13 protein-coding genes are annotated in these 18,599 nt (G+C 41.7%); 2 read left to right on the forward strand and 11 right to left on the reverse strand.

Going from position 1 to position 18,599, the window contains the following annotated elements; translation table 11 throughout:
- Positions 1 to 1,350 precede the first annotated feature (1,350 nt).
- From ACFIMU_RS06310 to ACFIMU_RS06360, 11 genes are all read right to left on the reverse strand, one after another.
- Positions 1,351 to 2,355, reverse strand: a complete 1,005-nt coding sequence (locus tag ACFIMU_RS06310) for a phage tail protein (protein WP_375607020.1) — start codon at positions 2,353 to 2,355, stop codon at positions 1,351 to 1,353.
- The gene (locus ACFIMU_RS06315; protein ID WP_375607021.1) at positions 2,352 to 3,491 is read right to left on the reverse strand and encodes a tail fiber domain-containing protein; all 1,140 of its coding nucleotides are present in this window, start codon (positions 3,489 to 3,491) and stop codon (positions 2,352 to 2,354) included. Before ACFIMU_RS06315 ends, ACFIMU_RS06310 begins: the two co-directional genes overlap by 4 nt.
- Positions 3,488 to 3,940: a hypothetical protein gene (locus ACFIMU_RS06320; RefSeq protein ID WP_375607088.1), complete on the reverse strand. Its 453-nt coding sequence runs from the start codon at positions 3,938 to 3,940 to the stop codon at positions 3,488 to 3,490. Before ACFIMU_RS06320 ends, ACFIMU_RS06315 begins: the two co-directional genes overlap by 4 nt.
- A gap of 405 nt (positions 3,941 to 4,345) precedes the next feature.
- Positions 4,346 to 5,809: a hypothetical protein gene (locus ACFIMU_RS06325; protein ID WP_375608194.1), complete on the reverse strand. Its 1,464-nt coding sequence runs from the start codon at positions 5,807 to 5,809 to the stop codon at positions 4,346 to 4,348.
- 781 nt (positions 5,810 to 6,590) lie between these two features.
- On the reverse strand, positions 6,591 to 7,286 hold the full coding sequence (locus ACFIMU_RS06330) for a hypothetical protein (protein ID WP_375696901.1): 696 nt from the start codon (positions 7,284 to 7,286) through the stop codon (positions 6,591 to 6,593).
- 83 nt (positions 7,287 to 7,369) lie between these two features.
- Positions 7,370 to 8,488 (reverse strand): N4-gp56 family major capsid protein, encoded by a 1,119-nt coding sequence (locus ACFIMU_RS06335; protein WP_375607024.1) that lies wholly within the window; start codon positions 8,486 to 8,488, stop codon positions 7,370 to 7,372.
- Between the two features lie 283 nt (positions 8,489 to 8,771).
- The gene (locus ACFIMU_RS06340) at positions 8,772 to 9,548 is read right to left on the reverse strand and encodes a hypothetical protein (RefSeq protein ID WP_375609347.1); all 777 of its coding nucleotides are present in this window, start codon (positions 9,546 to 9,548) and stop codon (positions 8,772 to 8,774) included.
- A gap of 289 nt (positions 9,549 to 9,837) precedes the next feature.
- The gene (locus ACFIMU_RS06345; protein ID WP_375609346.1) at positions 9,838 to 11,661 is read right to left on the reverse strand and encodes a portal protein; all 1,824 of its coding nucleotides are present in this window, start codon (positions 11,659 to 11,661) and stop codon (positions 9,838 to 9,840) included.
- A complete protein-coding gene (locus tag ACFIMU_RS06350) occupies positions 11,661 to 13,022 on the reverse strand; it encodes a PBSX family phage terminase large subunit (protein WP_375607027.1) in 1,362 nt (453 codons plus the stop codon). The genes ACFIMU_RS06345 and ACFIMU_RS06350 overlap by 1 nt, the downstream gene beginning before the upstream one ends.
- 898 nt (positions 13,023 to 13,920) lie before the next feature.
- Entirely contained in the window at positions 13,921 to 14,148 is a 228-nt protein-coding gene (locus ACFIMU_RS06355; protein ID WP_375696902.1) for a hypothetical protein, read from the reverse strand.
- A 511-nt stretch (positions 14,149 to 14,659) separates the two neighbouring features.
- Positions 14,660 to 14,989 carry a hypothetical protein gene (locus tag ACFIMU_RS06360; protein WP_375607089.1) on the reverse strand — a complete coding sequence of 110 codons (330 nt, stop codon included), beginning with the start codon at positions 14,987 to 14,989 and terminating at the stop codon, positions 14,660 to 14,662.
- 795 nt (positions 14,990 to 15,784) lie between these two features.
- Between ACFIMU_RS06360 and ACFIMU_RS06365 the strand changes: the two genes are divergently transcribed.
- The gene (locus ACFIMU_RS06365; RefSeq protein WP_375696903.1) at positions 15,785 to 16,153 is read left to right on the forward strand and encodes a helix-turn-helix domain-containing protein; all 369 of its coding nucleotides are present in this window, start codon (positions 15,785 to 15,787) and stop codon (positions 16,151 to 16,153) included.
- Between the two features lie 1,370 nt (positions 16,154 to 17,523).
- Positions 17,524 to 17,895 carry a helix-turn-helix domain-containing protein gene (locus ACFIMU_RS06370; RefSeq protein ID WP_375607029.1) on the forward strand — a complete coding sequence of 124 codons (372 nt, stop codon included), beginning with the start codon at positions 17,524 to 17,526 and terminating at the stop codon, positions 17,893 to 17,895.
- The last annotated feature ends 704 nt before the right edge of the window (positions 17,896 to 18,599 follow it).

Genomic DNA, 18,599 nt, shown 5'->3' on the forward strand with positions numbered 1-18,599 from the left:
GACAACCTCAGACAACCTCAGACAACCTCAGACAACCTCAGACAACCTCAGACAACCTCAGACAACCTCAGACAACCTCAGACAACCATATGAAAGGCTTTAAAAAAAATTTCCTCATCGAAAATTTTTACAAGGTATTTTTTTAGATTATACTCTATTTTCCACCTAAAATGTTGACTTTATCACCTGATAATCAAAGAAAAATGTTTGATCACCTTGCATGCTGTATCAACCTTTCCCAAAATGACAACGCCCACACCGGTCTTTAAATAATGCCAATCAATAAACAATGGTTTGTAAACAATCTGGCTTCTTATCTAACAGATTTAACTTGGCTTTCCCCTTCAAATGCCTCTTTGTAATGCGTCCCTATTTAGAGTTACTCTACAAAAAAACACTGCTTTAGGAATACTCACAGACGAAAAACACCCTATGCATAAAATTTTAACCGCATCTCAAACAATGGTATTTTACAACACAACGGAACAAACTATTGTCTTACAGATTTTCTCGTATCACTCTCATCCTGTTTCAAGAAGTTTCCTGATAAGCACAAAATGCCATCTCAGAGAGTTCAATGCCTCACCATACGTTACAACGCATCACCAACCTGCTGCTTCTAGCCAACAGTACACCCATTTTGAAAGCAAAGAGGAGCCTTTTTTCCTACATGCTTTGCCAAAAAAGGGAGTGCTTCATTTTGCCTTTTCTCACTTTAAATAAACATATCCGTTGACCTCTTCCCACCACCCTCAAAGGACAAAGGTTTTAGCCCCACATCGGTTTGTAAACAATCCAACTCCTCTGAAGGAGCTCCATATCTGCTCATTATTTATATGATTCACTTGCATAATACTTAACCAAGCAAATCCTCCCCAGAACAGTTGCTAATGTATTAAATACTTTAAGCTATCTTACTGATATCACCACCTTCAATAATAGTGTTTTAATGACGGTACTTTACGCTATAATAGGATAAAATTATCTAGGGGCTTTTTGTCATCGCACAGCAGCGGTTTAAACCCAGCACTTGAAACAATGGATCACGATACCACAAGAGAGAGGTATTTGGGATAAAATCTTTATTCCTCAGCAAAAAACGCCATGAATAAAGAAATTTTTTTGTTCTTTCCCTACCTTTAATAATCACTGTCTTGATCCTCTAAAGAACAATAGGTAAACTCACCTTTAGGCATCCAACAAAGGCAGCACAAAAAATAAAAGAATAAAGAGAGTTGAGTTTTTTTTCTAAAGCGCCTCAAAACTTTCTGCACAATATATTCTATAAGACTTTTTTCATAACAAACATTTTGCAAGCATTTTTATCTTTCTCTCACACAGCTTTCATTCTCAGGCTTTGACAGCATAAACCACCGCCACATTGACAGGACGTGTTTCATCTCCCCCTGTTTTTTGCAACAAGACCTTATGTTCATGCTCTCCCGCAGGACCTGTCAACAAATTTTTATTGTAAATTTGAGCCAGATTTCTATAATATTCACCGTGATTCATATCCCAAACTACCTTTTCAATCATTGGATAACTATGCTGGTGGTTACCTGTTGAATCTGTTTTTCCTTCATGGGTATGAGATTTAAAAGACTCTTCTTGTCGACTTCCCAAGCGACGTCCTTTATCAATTGCTTTTCCACTATCGAGCCCCCGTAAAAACATTCCACGCAAATCGGGAACATTGAATGTTGTTCTCCCATCTCCTTTTCCCCATGTTTCTCCCAAAACAGCAAAGAGATTAGCATAGTTCCTTCGCGAATATTCTTTACCATCACAGAGTAACCATCCAGAGGGTATTTTTTCTGTAGCAAAAGTCCCAATAAATCCAGAAGAAAAAGTTTCAGGCAAAGGAGGAAAGGGAGGGATTTCAGGAAGTTTTATAGTAGGATTGGTTAAAAACCAGCCATCAGCATTTTTTCCGGCAATATCACGCGTATAGACGACTTCATAAAGCCCCCCCTTTTGAATTTCCTCCCCTTTTAAAGGCATGATACCCTCTGGCGTTGCCATATAAGTTGGTCGTGGAAGTAATTGATTCAAAGAAATATTTGTCTTTCCTCTATTGACGCCTTGTGCTTTAAAGCGCACAACAATGCCATCCATATAAGTCTCAAAAAAAGACTTTGTTGCCAAACGAAGTGATGTCCTCTCGTTTTCCACATCGACAGTAAACTGTGTTTCAATCCCGCCCCCATTATCCAACAAATATTCTTTAATGCGTTGCATCATAGCGCGAGCACTATCATTGACTGTGCTTGGCGGTTGCCCTTCTGCCCAGTTTATACTTTCATCGGCATAAGCATTTTCTGATGCAACAATTGACCAATCATAAATCGAACTCATAGAAGATACTCTTTTTTCAAAAAGGGAAAACGAGCAAAAAATGAAGAAAAGAAAGCCGCAACTTTATTTTTAGATGCCGGTATTTTTTCCATTTTCACTTTTTCCATTTTCAAACCTATTTTGTCATAATCAACATGCAATAACTTTGTTTTTGCATTGACATAAACAGCTTCAGGCTTCACACACAACACATCTTGCGCCATAACGCCCTGATAACGTTGTGGATTTCCTTTATAATTAAAGGTATAAAGTGGATATCCCTTTTTCTGCCCCACAGGGATAATATTTTCTTTTGCTCTTACGTCACAAAGCCCTAAAATTCCTCCGACCAATCCAAGCACTTGCTGCGCATCACGCAACGGATCTTTTGTCACAGAAGGTATTGTTGTAGATTTTCCTGAAGTTGTTCCGTAATTTCCAGCGGCCTGTGTTCCTACCTGTAACAAGCGTTCTAAGCGATTCCAATCTTGATTATCTTTTTCTGACCATTTTTGGCGCTCCGCATCTAAGACATTTTGACGATTCATATCTTGAATCATTCCTCCTTTCAAAGCATTGCTTTGCGCATTACTCTGTCCTTGATAATAGCTATTTGCTGCATTAACCTGATCCTGCTGAGAGCGATCAATCATCTGGTTCGCGTTCATCATATTATTAATATCTTGATTATACTGCTGTACCGCAGCATTTGTTGCCAAGGCGCCTAACTCATCGGCCAGCACACCAGTATGAGCGCCAGAACCATAACGTCCTGCCCCAGACATAGATTGATTAATCGCATCAGAAGTTTTATTCAAAGCATTTTGCAATGCAGTATTAAATTTACTATTGCTTCCAATCCAGCTTCCCTTAGCCATACCGGAAAGATTTGTAGCGCTGTTGGTTGGTGCATTCAACCATTGCGTTACCGTTGGATTATTGTAGAGCCCTGCTGCTTGTTGTAAACCGGTCAGCGCATTTTTTGTCATATCGCTAAGACCGGCAACTCTCTCTCCCTGATAAACGTTTCCGCCAATTCCTTTATTATAAAGTCCAAGCGCGTTAGCACTGGCTTGTTTAAGAATATCAGCGGCCCAAGCGGGTGGTGCATTTGTTTGTGTTGTTGTCTGCACTTGAGGTGTTTTTTTTCTACTCATGAACCCAGAACCTTTCTATATTGAATAAGATTACGAGAATATCCGTGATGAGCGAGCTTTTTCGCCCATCCAGTTCTTCCAAACATGTGCATTTCGTCCGCATTGATTGTTCGCGCCCATTTTTCGACTTCATCAATCAACTTGACCAATTTCAGCCCTCCCTCTCCCGCAAGATCTGAGAGAACGACGCATTTTTTTCCCGTATGGGTTATTTCAACTTTGGTAATTGCAAAAGCACTAAATTGGATTTTATTTTTTAAGACCAGCCACAATTGTGCTTGTCCTGTAGCGATTTCTTCAGCAATTTTTTCCAGACAAACATCATCCGGAAAGCGCTGCGCATATTTTTTCAATGCAGCATTGAGTGCCTCTTGATAGGGAGCTATTTTTTCCCATGGCCACTGCTCTGTCAGATGAGCAGAATATAAATCTTGACTCTCAAGCATCATAATTTGGGCTCTTTTAGCTTTGTCACCCCCTCTTTGAGCAATACGCATCCCCATGCATACTTCACGCATTCGTGCTTACCGCACAACTTTCAAAAAGAAGAAGAGAGACACCACAACAAAAAATAATCCCCCATCATCCCTTGTAACAAGAAATAGGGAATACGCCATTCCTACTTTATAGAAACCATGGTGCAGCCTATTTTTCCTTTATTGCAGAAAAGCATGAAACATAACGCACCACATTGTTCTTCATACTATAAAGACACGGCTTATCGCATTGTGCCTTTGTTTATAAAGGCTTGGGAAGCCTATGGGGCATTTGTTCTTTAATAATAGAGGCTTTGAACCTATCGCATGGTATTATAAAAGGGCATGCCTATTGCATGGTATTATAAAAGGGCATGCCTATCGCATGCCGGCAGACGTCAATTCCACATCAAATCCGGTGACATGAGTCCAATTCACCCCTTCAGGAATACGCAATTTAAAGCGATAAAACCGTGCCCTTGCGCGACAATGAATTTGTCCAGTATTATAAGAGGGTTGTTTTTCTGGCAACCAAACAGTTTCCTCTTCAAGAGATTGTCGAAAGCGCATTCCCACAGATAAATAAAACTTTCCACTATTGACTTGAGGCATAATATTTTTCACGCGTGTTATCATGCCATTTGTCTGTCCCATTTCTTGTGATGTCACGACACAAGCCATAGGACACCCAGAAAACGACCCCAGTCTGCCCTGTTGATCAAATGCCCCCAGCATAGGTGATTCATTTCTCCACACTTTACTATCAAGAGAAAAGGACAAATCGTCAATATTCTTAGTCACAAAATCAAGACCTTCTAGGGTTGTTCCGGCTAAGAAAATAGGCAATATCATTTTGATATCGACGAGAGCTTTTGTCCATTTTTGCAATCCCCAATCATAAATGAGCAAGATCCGTTTATGAATGTTCTCATCAGAATCAACCATCCAATAAACACGATTATACACCCCATCGATAGCAGCCGACAGGGTGTACAGATTATCCTTCCTTGATTTTGCTGTCATCGTTCGATCCACTTTTTCGAACCCAATAGGGATAATCTGTCCCTCATTTGTTATTTGATAAAAACCGCCCTCATCGGCAAAGAATGCTAAATCGCCCCGACAAACGATTGATTCAGCATTTTTAGCGCCTCGTTTATCGTGGATTTTTTGGAAACTAAAAATAATCTTTGATCCAGGGATAAAAGAACCGGCATAGATTGCAGAACGCATAAAGATAATTGGATTTGTTGTCTCGGTTGCCCCTTGGACGAATCCGCCATCAGGAAAATCTTGATAATCACAACTTTTTTTCCCCACGGTCCAAAATTCAGCATCATTCAATCCAGACCAATGAACCCGTCTTGGATTTTCGGTTAATTTCATCAAACAAACGAAATCTCCCCAGATTCGAACAATCCCCGCTTGTGGCGGATTACCTCCTAAATTTCTAAATGTTTTATCATGGTTAATATCGATCACTTGTGGTCTATCATTGGCATTAACAGCAATGATCAAATCACCAAACAAAGCAAAAGACCACGGAGCATCGATATTAGCAAGATAAGATTTTCCTTTTTGGCTAATATCCCTCCACTTCATTGTTGTATTATCAAGCAAGTAGATTTTTTCTCTTGTCCCAGCAATAATAGAAACACCATTTTTTGTTTTAACCGCAAGAGCGCCTAAAATTGGCTCCGGACAAGGCTCTGATAAAGGTTCAAAACTTGGCATAGGAATATAGGAGCCATCAGCTGGAAGCACATTAACAAGTTCATCAGTAAAAATTCCATTGATATCCGCCACATCGGGTCGATAATCAGCGATTGGGAAAAAAGCCATCAAGACCCCCATAAAATCTTTGAAGAGCCCAGTGCCATTCAAGACACCAAGGCTTATTAATAATAAAAAAAACTACAAAAGCCCTTAGAACAAAACTCTAAAGGCATAAAATTTAAGAAAATAAACAACCTTAGGTTGTTTAATGCATCAAAAAAACGATACCATCAATAATAGCCACCCCAACGCCATCCACCAGCGCCAAACCAAAATCAACTGCCCGCAATCACCCACAATGACGGGGGAAAAAGCCATTAAGGCCCCCATAAAATCTTTGAAGAGCCCAGTGCCATTCAAGACACCAAGGCTTATTGATAAAAACTATAAAAGCCCTTAGAACAAAACTCTAAAGGCATAAAATGCAAGAAAATAAACAACCTCAAGTTGTTTAATTCATCGAGCAAAATGTGACCATAAAGAATGGTGGAGCCCAACGCCATCCACCAGCGCCTAACCAAAACCAACCGTCGTCACCAATCCCCATGATTGGGAAAGAGCCTTAAAACCCTTCATAAAATCTCTAAAAGAGCCCAGTGCCATTCAAAACACCAAGGCTTATTGATAAAACTAACCATAAAAGCCCTTAGAACAAAACTCTAAGGACATAAAGTACCATAATACACAACCTCAGGCTGTCTCATTTATCGAGCAAAATGTGACCATAAAGAATGGTGGAGCCCAACGCCAAACACCAGCGCTTCACCATCAACACCCAACGCGCATCCAACCATAAAGGACAAACCAACCTTCAACGCCCGCCATAAACGATTTCGAAAAAAGCCTTTTAAAAACGCATTGGACGAATTTTTGAAGAACCTTTTCGACGCGATGTTTCAATACGCAAAGCTTGAAGCTGTTCTTGAAAATCTCTGAAAGAAACGGCGGCATATTCAGGATCTTTAAGGATATTTTTATACAATTCATATTTTGCCCGCGCTTTAATAAGATCAAAAGCATGAAGCAACCAAGGATTATCATCTTCTCTCAGCTGTTCATCCGCAATATGAATAGGAGCATACGAGAGCTTTACGGTTTCCACATGTTCTGGTGTTGGAAAGAGACCTATTTTTTGATCAAGGTACGTATAAAAGAATGGCGTTCCCAGTACAGGATGCGCGCCATATTGTTGATGCAACACTTCCAAGGGCTTAAAGAACAATTTTGTTGGTGTTTCATCGTTTGTTGCTAAAAAGACGCTCTCTAAAACCTTTTCTGATTTAATACAAATTCCCTCTTCTTGCCCATACCATGTTTTACCACTTTGTGTTTTAAACGTCCTTTCTCTTTTTTCATTAAAGAAAAAGGGTTCGCGTTCACACAAACGCAAAGCCGCAAAAATTGAATCTTGAATTTGCAGGGAATATTCCGCTGTTGTATCGTCAATTTCATCTTGAATAAGCGCGACCATATAAGCAAAAGTTTTAGAATGGTCTGAATGTGTAAGGTTTAGATTTTGGGGATCAGTGGATAAAGTGGTCATAAGCCTGTCCTTGTTTCTGGAAGCATTTTAAATTTTTCCCCCAACAGATCCCTCTTGTTGGGGGAAGAGAGCAAACATTCGCTTTAAGCGGGCGCTCCATAAGTTGGGATGACGATAGTGCCAAAATCCTGAGCCCCTTGCGTACTTCCTGGCAAGGTAAAGCAAGTTTTTTTCATACCGATAATGGTTTTTGCCGCGACCCCGAATTCTCTTTCATAGTCGAAGAGTTCTTCCACCAATTTATAGCGTGTTGCTCCTCGATCTTTACCAAAAGCAATCACAGCACTCTGCGCACCAAGCAGAACAGCCCGCCGCACATTTGGTACAGCTTTATTTGCCGTCCCAGATTCAACCCCTTCGGTAATATGTTCAGCTTCGCGTAAAACCACACCATTATACATGCCCAAAGACCCATCATAGAGCGGATTTTTGATACGACTTCCACTATAGATTGCCTTAGTAATGTCGAGCCATTGCCCCGCATCTGTATTGGTTCGCAATTGCGTCACTTGGGTTGGGTGCAGATACAGCACATAGACATTTTCGCCATCAATCCGCACAGGTCTAATTTTAGGATTTGCCAATTTAGCCCGTTCGACAGCTTTATCAATGAGCTTAAGATCAAAAACATCGCCTTCTTTTAAGTCCTCATCTTTTGCTTTATCGTTAGGACGTACCACGCGTTTATTGGTTGGTGCCGTTGGCGCATTAAACCCATAATGGACAGGTTTAAGAGTAATCGTACGTCCCTCAAAGTTAATAGCTTTTGCGGTATAACCACACACTTGAATGAAGAACATCATACTCAGACGATCTGCATACCAATCAACCAAACCATTTTTTGCCTCGGTGCGCAAATCATGGAGAATTCGTTGCTGATCAATTGTTCCCTCATTTTTGACACGCACAGCATGAACGAGTTCATTAATTGCCAAGCGATCATTGAGAAACTGTAAAGCTTCTTCATTGCCTTCCAATGTCTGCCCTTCACTCACCCCATCGCCTAGCAACTGCACACGCAAATTAAAGCTAATGGCATCCCCACTTGCTTTCGTGGTTTCATCCTTTAATTGTACGATACTGTTTGAATCATTTCCAATCAACGGTGCAATTGGAAGTGCTTTTGAGACTTCTTGGTTTAATAATTTAGACCATGTGCGCACTGCCATTGGGTCATTAAGTCCGATATAAGTTACAGTCATTTTGTCCTCTAAAAGTTTTATTGACATAAAAAACCCGGCAAAGCGCCGGTTGTTAAAACACCACATTTCATTTCAAATGGTGAATAGTTTGTTCGTGAGTTTTATCTAATTTCTGTTAGCGTCTTCCTCCCCCCTTATAAGAGCTCTCCTCACCGCATCCGTTCTTTGAAACATCTTCTCTCCCCACTCCCCCCGCCCCTGTTCCCTCAAAAAACGCCTGCCACCTTCACGCCCCAAAAGCCGCTCCACGTTCCCGCAAAAAACACCTGCCACATTTTTGTTTTTAAAATTCTCTTCCCCCCATTAAACGATTAAAAGCAGCTTTATTTTTAGGATCAGCAACCCAAGCGCTAAATTCTGCTTCTGACATTTTATCAAGCATATCCAAAGAAATCGGCCCATTTGGCGTTAAACCGTTATAAGCAGCAAGAGTACGCGCAGAATTGTGTCTTTCCTGTAAATTTTCATCCATGTTATTGGGAACATTTGTGTAGCCAATTTTTTGTGCAATCGTGTAAATCACTTCAGCAGGGTTTTGATTTTTTTGCGCACAATCGCGCAAGATCTGCTTCAACTCATCACCAATTATCGCATCAATATTTTGGGGATCTGCCATCTCAGGATAGAGCGAAGCACAAGCAGCCAACTGTTTAGCCCGCGTTTCATAAATAAAATCGGCGGCTTGATCAAAATCATGATGTTTTTGTTTAACACTGGCAACAGACTGTTGATAGAATGCGTGCAACTGTTCTGCTTCACAAACAGTCGGTTTATCTTGGGGTTTTTCATGTAAAAGCCCTTGTTTTTGGAGTGTTTTTCCCAACCATTGCATATAGCCCATAAAGTCTTTTTGTGGATCTGGTGGAACATCTTCTCCTCCTTGAACCTCTTTTTCTACCTTTTGCGAAGAGGACTGTTTTTGATGCGTTTGCCCTTGGAAATTATCTTCAAGAGTTTTTTCTTCTCTTGCAATTTCACCATCTTCTCCCTCTTGTGTTGAGACCAGAAAATCTTGTTTTAATTGGTTTTGTTCTGCCGGCGTTAAGTGTTCTTGATCCATGACATTAGCCTTTTCTTTTTTTTAACAATAAAATTAAATTTTTCAGATAAAACAGCCTGTGAGCATTTATTCCCTCAATGCTCTCCCATCACTTGGGCTCCACCATTCCCCACCATGTTCACCCCACATAACGGCAAGACTCCCTCTCCACCCTGTTTTCCCCAACAGGAATAGTCCCATAAAACAGCTCTTCGAAGATAAAGGAAGACGACATTATGCTATGGAAATTGTATCGATAAGCAATTTCTGGTAGATGGAATTTATCAGAAGTCGCGCATGACAAAGCGTCCTATTGTTGAGCCTTTACTGTCTGCAACATCTGCATTATCTGCTCTGTTCCCACATTACCCCCCATCTGTGCTGAGGCATTTTGCTCTTCTTGGAGAGCGTTTTGCGCCTTTATAGCGATTTTATGAATGAGTGAAGCGGGTAAAGGCGAATAGCGTAAAAGATCGAGCATAATCTCTGGCGTTGCAAAATTTTGCATCAAAGGAAGCAATTGCATGATCAATGCAAAAGTACGCTCTTTTTCATTAAGACTTGTTGGCGCATCATCCACGACAATATCATATTCCAAACTTGTCACCATTTCGCGTGTCAGTGGAACATATTGAGCATTTTCATCCCCGGCAATACGGACCAACCGCCCATCGGAGAGATAATTTTGAATAAGATAGAGAATAATTTTTCCCTGTCGTTGCCGATATCGACGCAACCCATCAAAAAAGGAAGCCAAAAGATTAAGTGACGATTGTCGCCGTTGTTGTTCAAGAATGCCAGGCTGATTGACAGCTCGCGTCCCAATAAATTCAGAAGACAATCCCGTCACCTGTTCGAGAGCACTCTTTGCTTCATTAAACAATTGAAAAAAACCTTGCGGAAATTGCGCCACGGGTTTAGGCTGGATTCTTCCGCCAGAGACAGCCCCACTTTTCAACCAAGTAATACTATCGGCTCTAGCCCAACTCTCGACGGCTTGTCGATCATCATCAAAAGCATCGCGTTCTGCCATAATGCCGCCTTTTGATTGGCTATTGAGCAAATGCATTACTTGACTAAAATATTTGTTTGCCCACCGTTGCGGATCTTTTGTTGGCTTAACAATTCCGTAAAACTGTCGGCTTAACTTATCAAAAGTACCGGTAATACACTCCCATCCCAATTGATTGGGTGGAACCAAGGGCTTATCAGGCGCTTCGAGCAGCTTTCTGCCCAAAAATGCCCGTTTGACAATTTTTTTGGTCAACTTTGTTGCTTGAATATGAGGAAAGGTTTTGCTTAAATTTTGGAAATCCTGCTCTGAATAATCGATAAATTTTCCACTTTGCGGCTCAAGGACTTTATAAACCACCTCGCGTTCAAACCAGCGACATTCTGCCAATGTCACCATTTTAGGACGTTGATAACAGCTTGTCTCTTCTCCCTCTACCTGATAACTTTGTGTTATCCCATTGCTGGTTGGCTGTAAAAAGCTCTGATGTTTCACCCAATCAGCATGAAGATCGCTCCAATGAACATTTGGAAACATTTGCTGCGCTACGGCAAGAGGTTTTTCATCAATATACCATAAGCGTTGAGCATCAATGAGATTAGACTTAACAGCACTTGCATCCCACACCATTTTCATAGGGTCCAGCCGCGCAATGATTGGTTTTCCTTGTGGATCTTGTTCATAATCAAGGCGTGTATCTGTCCAGCCCATGCCGCAAATAATTGCATCTTGAAAGGCATCGGAATCTTCGTATTCGCCGTCGGCTTCATCGCGAAACCATTCGGCTGCTCCTGTTAGAATCTGATTAGCAAAAGCTGCACCTTCTTGTCGTGGAATAAATTGGACTTGTCTTTTATTATTGCGCTCAGCACCGATCACAGCATTAATTAAAGGTGCAATACGGTTAAAAGTCATCACCGGTCTGTTTTGTTCGTGCAAGACGGCAAGGTCTTGCTCATTCCATTGCCGCCCATTATAAAAATCGTAATCTTCTTGGGCATTTTTTCGCCATTTTTCGACATGGGTAATATCATCCTGATACCAACCCACGAGTTTTTTAAAGAGAGCTTGATTTTCAAGCGTTTCGATTTGATCAAAAGAAGAATTTGTAGACATATTCATTAAAAAGCCATCCATGAAGTTTGAGAATGGTGAGAAGAGCGATAAGTTTTTTTTCGCACTCTAGCATTTGGTTGTTCATAAGCCACACACATCAGTCCAAAGGCATCGGCCCCATGGCTAGCCCAATCATGTTCAGCCCCTAGACCGATATTGCGCTGTTCATCACGCTTTTCATGATACCAGGCGAGCGCTTTTCTCCCCGCAGATGTTGTTTCACGATTAAACCATAGTGCAGGAAACAACCGCCTTACGGCTTCGATACGCATTTTAACAGCGCCTGTTCCTTGATTAGGAATTATTTTGGTTTGAAAACCAGCTTGTTGAAGGGCACTTTCAAAACTCACATTATAGACACGATCTTTTGTTGCGCCATCATGAGGCAAGACCATAAGAGCCTTATCATATCCCTTTTGAAAGACCCACCCCACATGCTCTGAGAGAGGTTGTCCTTGGGCTTCATAATAATCGAGCACTCGGATTTCCCTTCCAACAAACTGCGCCACCCACAATGCGGTAGCATCGGCCTTTGCGCCTGTTCCCCCGATATCCCAAAAGATTCTCACCTGCATCAAAGGGTCCCGTGGAACAGTGGTAATCCGCCCTTCCATCTCGGCTTCGAGCAGACATTTCTGATAATAAGCGCCTTGCACAGCTTGGAGATATTCTCCTTCCCAAATATGGTTATACTGCTCTGGTCTTTGCTGTAAATCGTCCATTCGATCACGATTGAGTTTTTCAGGAAATTGCGGATTATCGCGCCAATTGATTTCCACCCCTTTGATATGAGGATTATCGACATTTCGGAAACGTTTTTCCACGGGAGCATTTTCATGGCATGGGTTCCATGTCACCCATAATTCTGCATTCCAATCTTTTCCTTCTTCGCGCAAAGTTGGAATAAGTGTTTGCCAAGCGGTCTCGGTCACGGGCTCCGCCTCATCCACCCAACAAAGGAAAACGCGCCCCATTGATTTAATGCTTGCGATATTGCGATCAAGCCCAGCAAACACATAGACAATCCGTCCATCTTTTGACTTAATATATTTATCGCCGATTTCATAATAGTCTTGTAAAAAAGAATAAGCTTCGATAGCGCGTTTAATTTCTTCCAACGAACTTTCATTGAGAGAATTTTGAAATTGCCGTGCACAAAGGATAATACCGCGTTCTCCAGCCATTCCATGGCGATATCCCACCACGGCCGACATCAAAGCAAAAGAACGTGTTTTTCCAGAACCGCGTCCTCCCCAAGCGGCTCGCACATCGGCATTTCCAGTAAAAACAGGAATAAGCTTTGGAATAAGAGCTACTTGAGCCGTTTTCTGCTCAATTTTTTGAGAAATTTTCTGAACCGTTGTCATTATAAATTTTCATACTTTAGCAATAATTGCGCTGCACCCTTTTGCTTATCCCAAGTTTCATTATCCCAGAGCAATTGAACGAAAAGAGCAATTGAACGAAAAACGCCCTTCTCAAAAGCAGCGCTTTATCTTTTCTTCATCGCACATGTTCAATAAATTTCACTTTTTTACATGAGATCCCCTTGACTCCACCTATATGCCCCAACGTCCTTATCCCCCCAAAGATCATTATCTCCCCAAAGGTCCCTATTTCCCCAACACACCCCTCAAACACCGCGCCTGTCATCCCCCAACCACAAGCACAGTATCCCCCCAAATCATAGCCTCAGCACACGCTCTCAGGCATATCCAAAGCCCAACATCCTCCAAGACCATGCCTCTCAAGCATCACCAATCCTCACACTTTATCCCCCAAGATACCCCACCAAAACACATGCATCCCGCAAACATAACACTTCTCTCAAGTTTCATGCCCCTCACCCATCAAAACACTGTTCCATATCCACCACACAAATACCCTGCACCAAACCCTCCAGCACACGGGCCCTTACGGCATCATTTACCAAAGCCCCTTCCCAGTATCACGAGCGCCTACAAGCGCGATAGCCTCCGCTTCAATCCCCTCAAGATAGGCAATCACCAAAGCATCCCCCTTCCAAGACATCACCCCACATCATCCACCTCAACCTAACATTTTTCAATATCACAAACCTCAGTGACCAAAGGATCACACTTCTCCGGTTCAGTATTTTTGGGCTTCACTGGCACAATCTCAATACGCGAAACTGTTTTAACATCTCCCCCATTTCAATAACGAGAAAAGACCAAACCTTCACCAGAAATCCAAAACAGCAAATATCATCAAGCACTCCCCAACATCTTTCAGGTATCGCGCCCCTCACGCATCGCCATAAAAGCATCTTGCCCTCGCCGCTTCACACAGACCACCCCAGACACCATATACCCCAAAAAAACACCATATGCACCGAAGTCTCCTCCAGTCCACGTCCTCATGCATCCCCCACCAAAGCCCCTTCCCAGTATCACGAGCGCCTACAAGCGCGATAGCCTCCGCTTCAATCCCCTCAAGATAGGCAATCACCAAAGCATCCCCCTTCCAAGACATCACCCCACATCATCCACCTCAACCTAACATTTTTCAATATCACAAACCTCAGTGACCAAAGGATCACACTTCTCCGGTTCAGTATTTTTGGGCTTCACTGGCACAATCTCAATACGCGAAACTGTTTTAACATCTCCCCCATTTCAATAACGAGAAAAGACCAAACCTTCACCAGAAATCCAAAACAGCAAATATCATCAAGCACTCCCCAACATCTTTCAGGTATCGCGCCCCTCACACATCGCCATAAAAGCATCTTGCCCGCCCCCTTCACACAGACCACCCCAGACACCATATACCCCAAAAAACACCATATGCACCGAAGTCTCCTCCAGTCCACGCCCTCATGCTTCCCCCACCAAAGCCCAACAACTTCACAGCTCACACGCCTAAAGCACACGCCCCTCACCGCAATTTCAATCATAAGCTTTCAGACAAACACCTAGCATCCCCGTTCAAAGACTATATCCCTTAAACATCATATGCCCAACCCCAACATTTTCTCGTAGCTTCAAGCCTCAGTGACCAAAGGATCAGGCTTCTCCGGTTCAGTATTTTTGGGCTTCACTGGCACAATCTCAATACGCGAAACTGTTTTAACATCTCCCCCTGCTTCTCCCGTAACCTGAAGAGGCAAGACTTTTGCCAGCAGCGAAAAAAAAGGAACAGGATTATTCAACGCATGATATTGAAGATAAGACACCAGCCCATCCTCACCATAGTGATATCCAGCCTGCTCAGCGGCTGTCAAAAGAGCTTCATTAAATCGCTTTGTTGTTTTATTCAAAGTTGTTTTTTTACGCCCTTTTCGACGTAAGGGAAGACAATGTTCATCTACCATCATCATGTTCCTTCCAACTAAAGAAAAACCAATACTTCAAACACAAAAAATGACATGAAAATCAGCAACAAAATTTAACAAGCCATCAACAATAAAAAATGAGACCACACCCTAAAAGACAAGAACCCACATAAAGCCCAAATCCTCCGCATAATTTTACAGATACACGTTTTTACGCTTTTCCATCTTTACAGAAAAAAACCAAATGAAACGCCCACATCACCACCCCACGCAGCTCTATAAACACGGATTTGTCAACAACTCAGCTTCTCACTCTAACGGATTCCCCTGCTGATTATTTCATATGGCTATCTCACACTTCAAAGAATGGTGTTTCATCAAACACGCCAGATAAACTCTGATCTACAATTCGACTTCAAAAAGCAAATTTTCCTCTGCTAAATAAAGCTTCCACCCCGCACCGGTTTTAAACTATAATCCAACCTCTTACCCAATAAATTCCCCTACTAACATCAGATTACCACCCCCAAACATCCCTATTTTACAGTATAACCGTACAGCAAACATTTTAATTGTTCTTGCCAATCTTCCGAAACTACTTTACTGATAGGCTTGTGTTTTTGATCGTCCACGCAACGGTCAAATAGGGAGTTGAAAACCCGAACGCTCGGTACATAAATTTATCCCGCTTTGCGGATATCCCGGAATTCCGGGAGTTTTTGCTATGTCCAAGTGCTTTTCAGCACTAAAAGCAAAAAGCTGATCCGAGTGTCAGTATTTTCAACCTCCCGGAATACTCATGCGAGGGCGCTCGCAACCGGAGGGGAGCTTGAAGTGCAAACTAAAAATTCACATTTCAATGATATTTCAATAGGCAAAAGAATCCGTCACAGACGCATTTCAATGGGGCTTTCTCAAAAGGAATTAGGAAGCCATTTAGGTATCAGTTTCCAACAAATCCAGAAATACGAAAAAGGTTTAAATCGTGTAAGCGCGGGGTGTTTGCTCGAAATTGCCAAAAAACTAGAGGTTCCTATGAACTTTTTTTATGCGGACCTTTTAACAGCAGATATTCCCACAAAGGAAAATCTCTCACACCACGATCAAGACACCTATAGCGAAAAAGAACACGCCCTTTTAAAAAACTTTAGAGAACTCAAACCGAAAAAACAGAAGGCAATCTTGTGGTTAATTTCTGATTAGACAAAAGCACCCCGTCAACATCCCTCACCAATATATCCAACACCCTTAAAATATAAGCTTCAGATCACGACACCTCAAAGAAGGCAATTTTATCAGACACGACAGATAAGCGCTGCCCTAAAATATTCCCTCACACACTTTTCTCCAGTCAACACCTTAACACCCCTCTTCATCCCAGCTTTCTCCGCTCCATTCACAAACGCGCACCCTAGTTCTCCATATTCCATGCCATGAAAAGCATACACAAAGCATAAATCCTTCACTTCACTTTTACGGATTCACGTTTTTACGCTTTTACATCTTTACAGAAAGCAGCCAAACAAAATTTTTCCCCCAGCATCTTACACTGCGTTGTCAAGAATCCGACATCTTGTAGCAGTTTCCTCCTACCAAGCACTTAGACAGATCAGCACACCATACCCCTCAAACAACGGATTCAACAAGCAAGCCTTTTCTGAATATTCTTACACCCATCCCTCTCCAACACAAAGAGCGAAAGCTCCTACAAATACCGATCAATTCCGCTTCGAAGCAAAGACCCCACCCAAAAGACAAAGCTTCACACACACCAAAAAGCTTCTCCCACAGCGCCAATTTTCACATGCTTCATCCTAGCTTTCCACTTCATTTGCAGACTCGTTCCCCAGTCCTCTCACCCCATTCCATGCCAAGATAAAAGCATACAACACATAAATTCTTCATTTCACTTTTACGGATTCACGTTTTTACGCTTTTACATCTTTACAGAAAGTAGCCAAATGAAATTTCCAAACCAGCCCACCACTCAATAAACAAGAGTCTGTAAACAATTCAACTTTTATCGCGTATATTGCACTTGGAAAACACCCCTCACCACCCCTCAAAGGATACTGTTTCACCAGACACGGATAGATAACCCCTACCCTCAAATATCCAGACACTCTCACAAAAAGCACCTTATTGATATGCCCGAATTATTGATATGCTTGAAGATCCGTCGACGGCATATCCTTGCCTCTAATGCCCCCATCTCACCCTACCTCAAATGACAATATTTTACAGCATAAGGCATAAGAAGATAATGAGACAGTTTTTAAGATACAAAAAAATGCTCTCATTTTCCAAATCTTTTAATTGTTCTTGCCAATCTTTTGAAATTACTTTATCACTCAAAAGGTGCCTTGATCGTCTACGCAGCGATCAATAGGGAGTTGAAGCCCGAAAACTCAAACATTAATTTACCCCACTTTGTGGGTATCCCGGAGTTCCGGGAGTTTTTGCTATGTCCAAGTGCTTGTCAGCACTAAAAGCAAAAAGCTGATTTGAGTTCAGTGCTTTCAACCTCCCGGAATACTCATGCGAGGGCGCTCGCAACTGGAGGGGAGCTTGAAGTGCAAACTAAAAATTCACATTTCAATGATATTTCGATAGGCAAAAGAATTCGTCACAGACGCATTTCAATGGGACTTTCTCAAAAAGAGTTAGGAAGCTATTTAGGCGTCAGTTTTCAACAAATCCAAAAATATGAAAAAGGCTTCAATCGTGTAAGCGCAGGACGCTTACAAGAAATTGCCAACATCTTAAAAGTTCCCATTACCTTTTTTTATGCCGATATTGCGATAAAAGCAGATATTCCCACAAAGGAAAATGCTCTCCCCCATGATCAAGACACCTATAGCGAAAAAGAACACGCCCTTTTAAAAAACTTTAGAGAACTCAAACCGAAAAAACAAAAAGCAATCTTGTGGTTGATTTCTGATTAGACAAAAGCCCATCAATCGACATCCGTTGCCAATATTCCCCTCAGCCTAAAGCCTTGCCCGCCTGATACCACCAGATCTCAAAAAACGGTTCACGACACCGGTTTACGACATCATAGGATAACAAACTTCAAAATAGGATAACAAACACCAGAACCTTGGAAAAACATCCCCACCCCTCTCACAGAATCTTATCAAAAGATCTCATCTGATTTAAACGCACAATTCCGATTGTATCATTATGATACCTTTTTACATTTACCTTGTCAAGTTTTTATATTTTTCTTTTGATATTTTTGTGTTTTTCTTTAAGGGGAGCCACATCCCTCAAAACATCTTTCCTGCAAAATGCCCCTCATACAAAACACAATGTCTAAAACAACAAGAGCTAAAATAGGATTCCCCCTAAATAGGATTCCCCCTAAATAGGATTTCCCCTAAATGGGATTTCCCCTAAATGGGATTTCCCCTAAATGGGATTTCATTGTATTGCTCATTCATCCACTTATTAAAAAACACCTCTCAATTCTTCTCACACCCATTTCACGAATATCCCCCATAAAAATATAATTGTTAAGCTCCGCATAGAATATAAACGCCAACCACGATTTTTCTCTCTTCACATCTCTTTACACATCAGCTCTGCAATCTGTTCACAGCTATTCCCCACACACTCTTCTCCAGAAAACGCACTTCAACAACACTCT

The sequence above is a fragment of the Bartonella sp. AC70YNML genome, from assembly GCF_042196545.1.
GTDB lineage: Bacteria > Pseudomonadota > Alphaproteobacteria > Rhizobiales > Rhizobiaceae > Bartonella.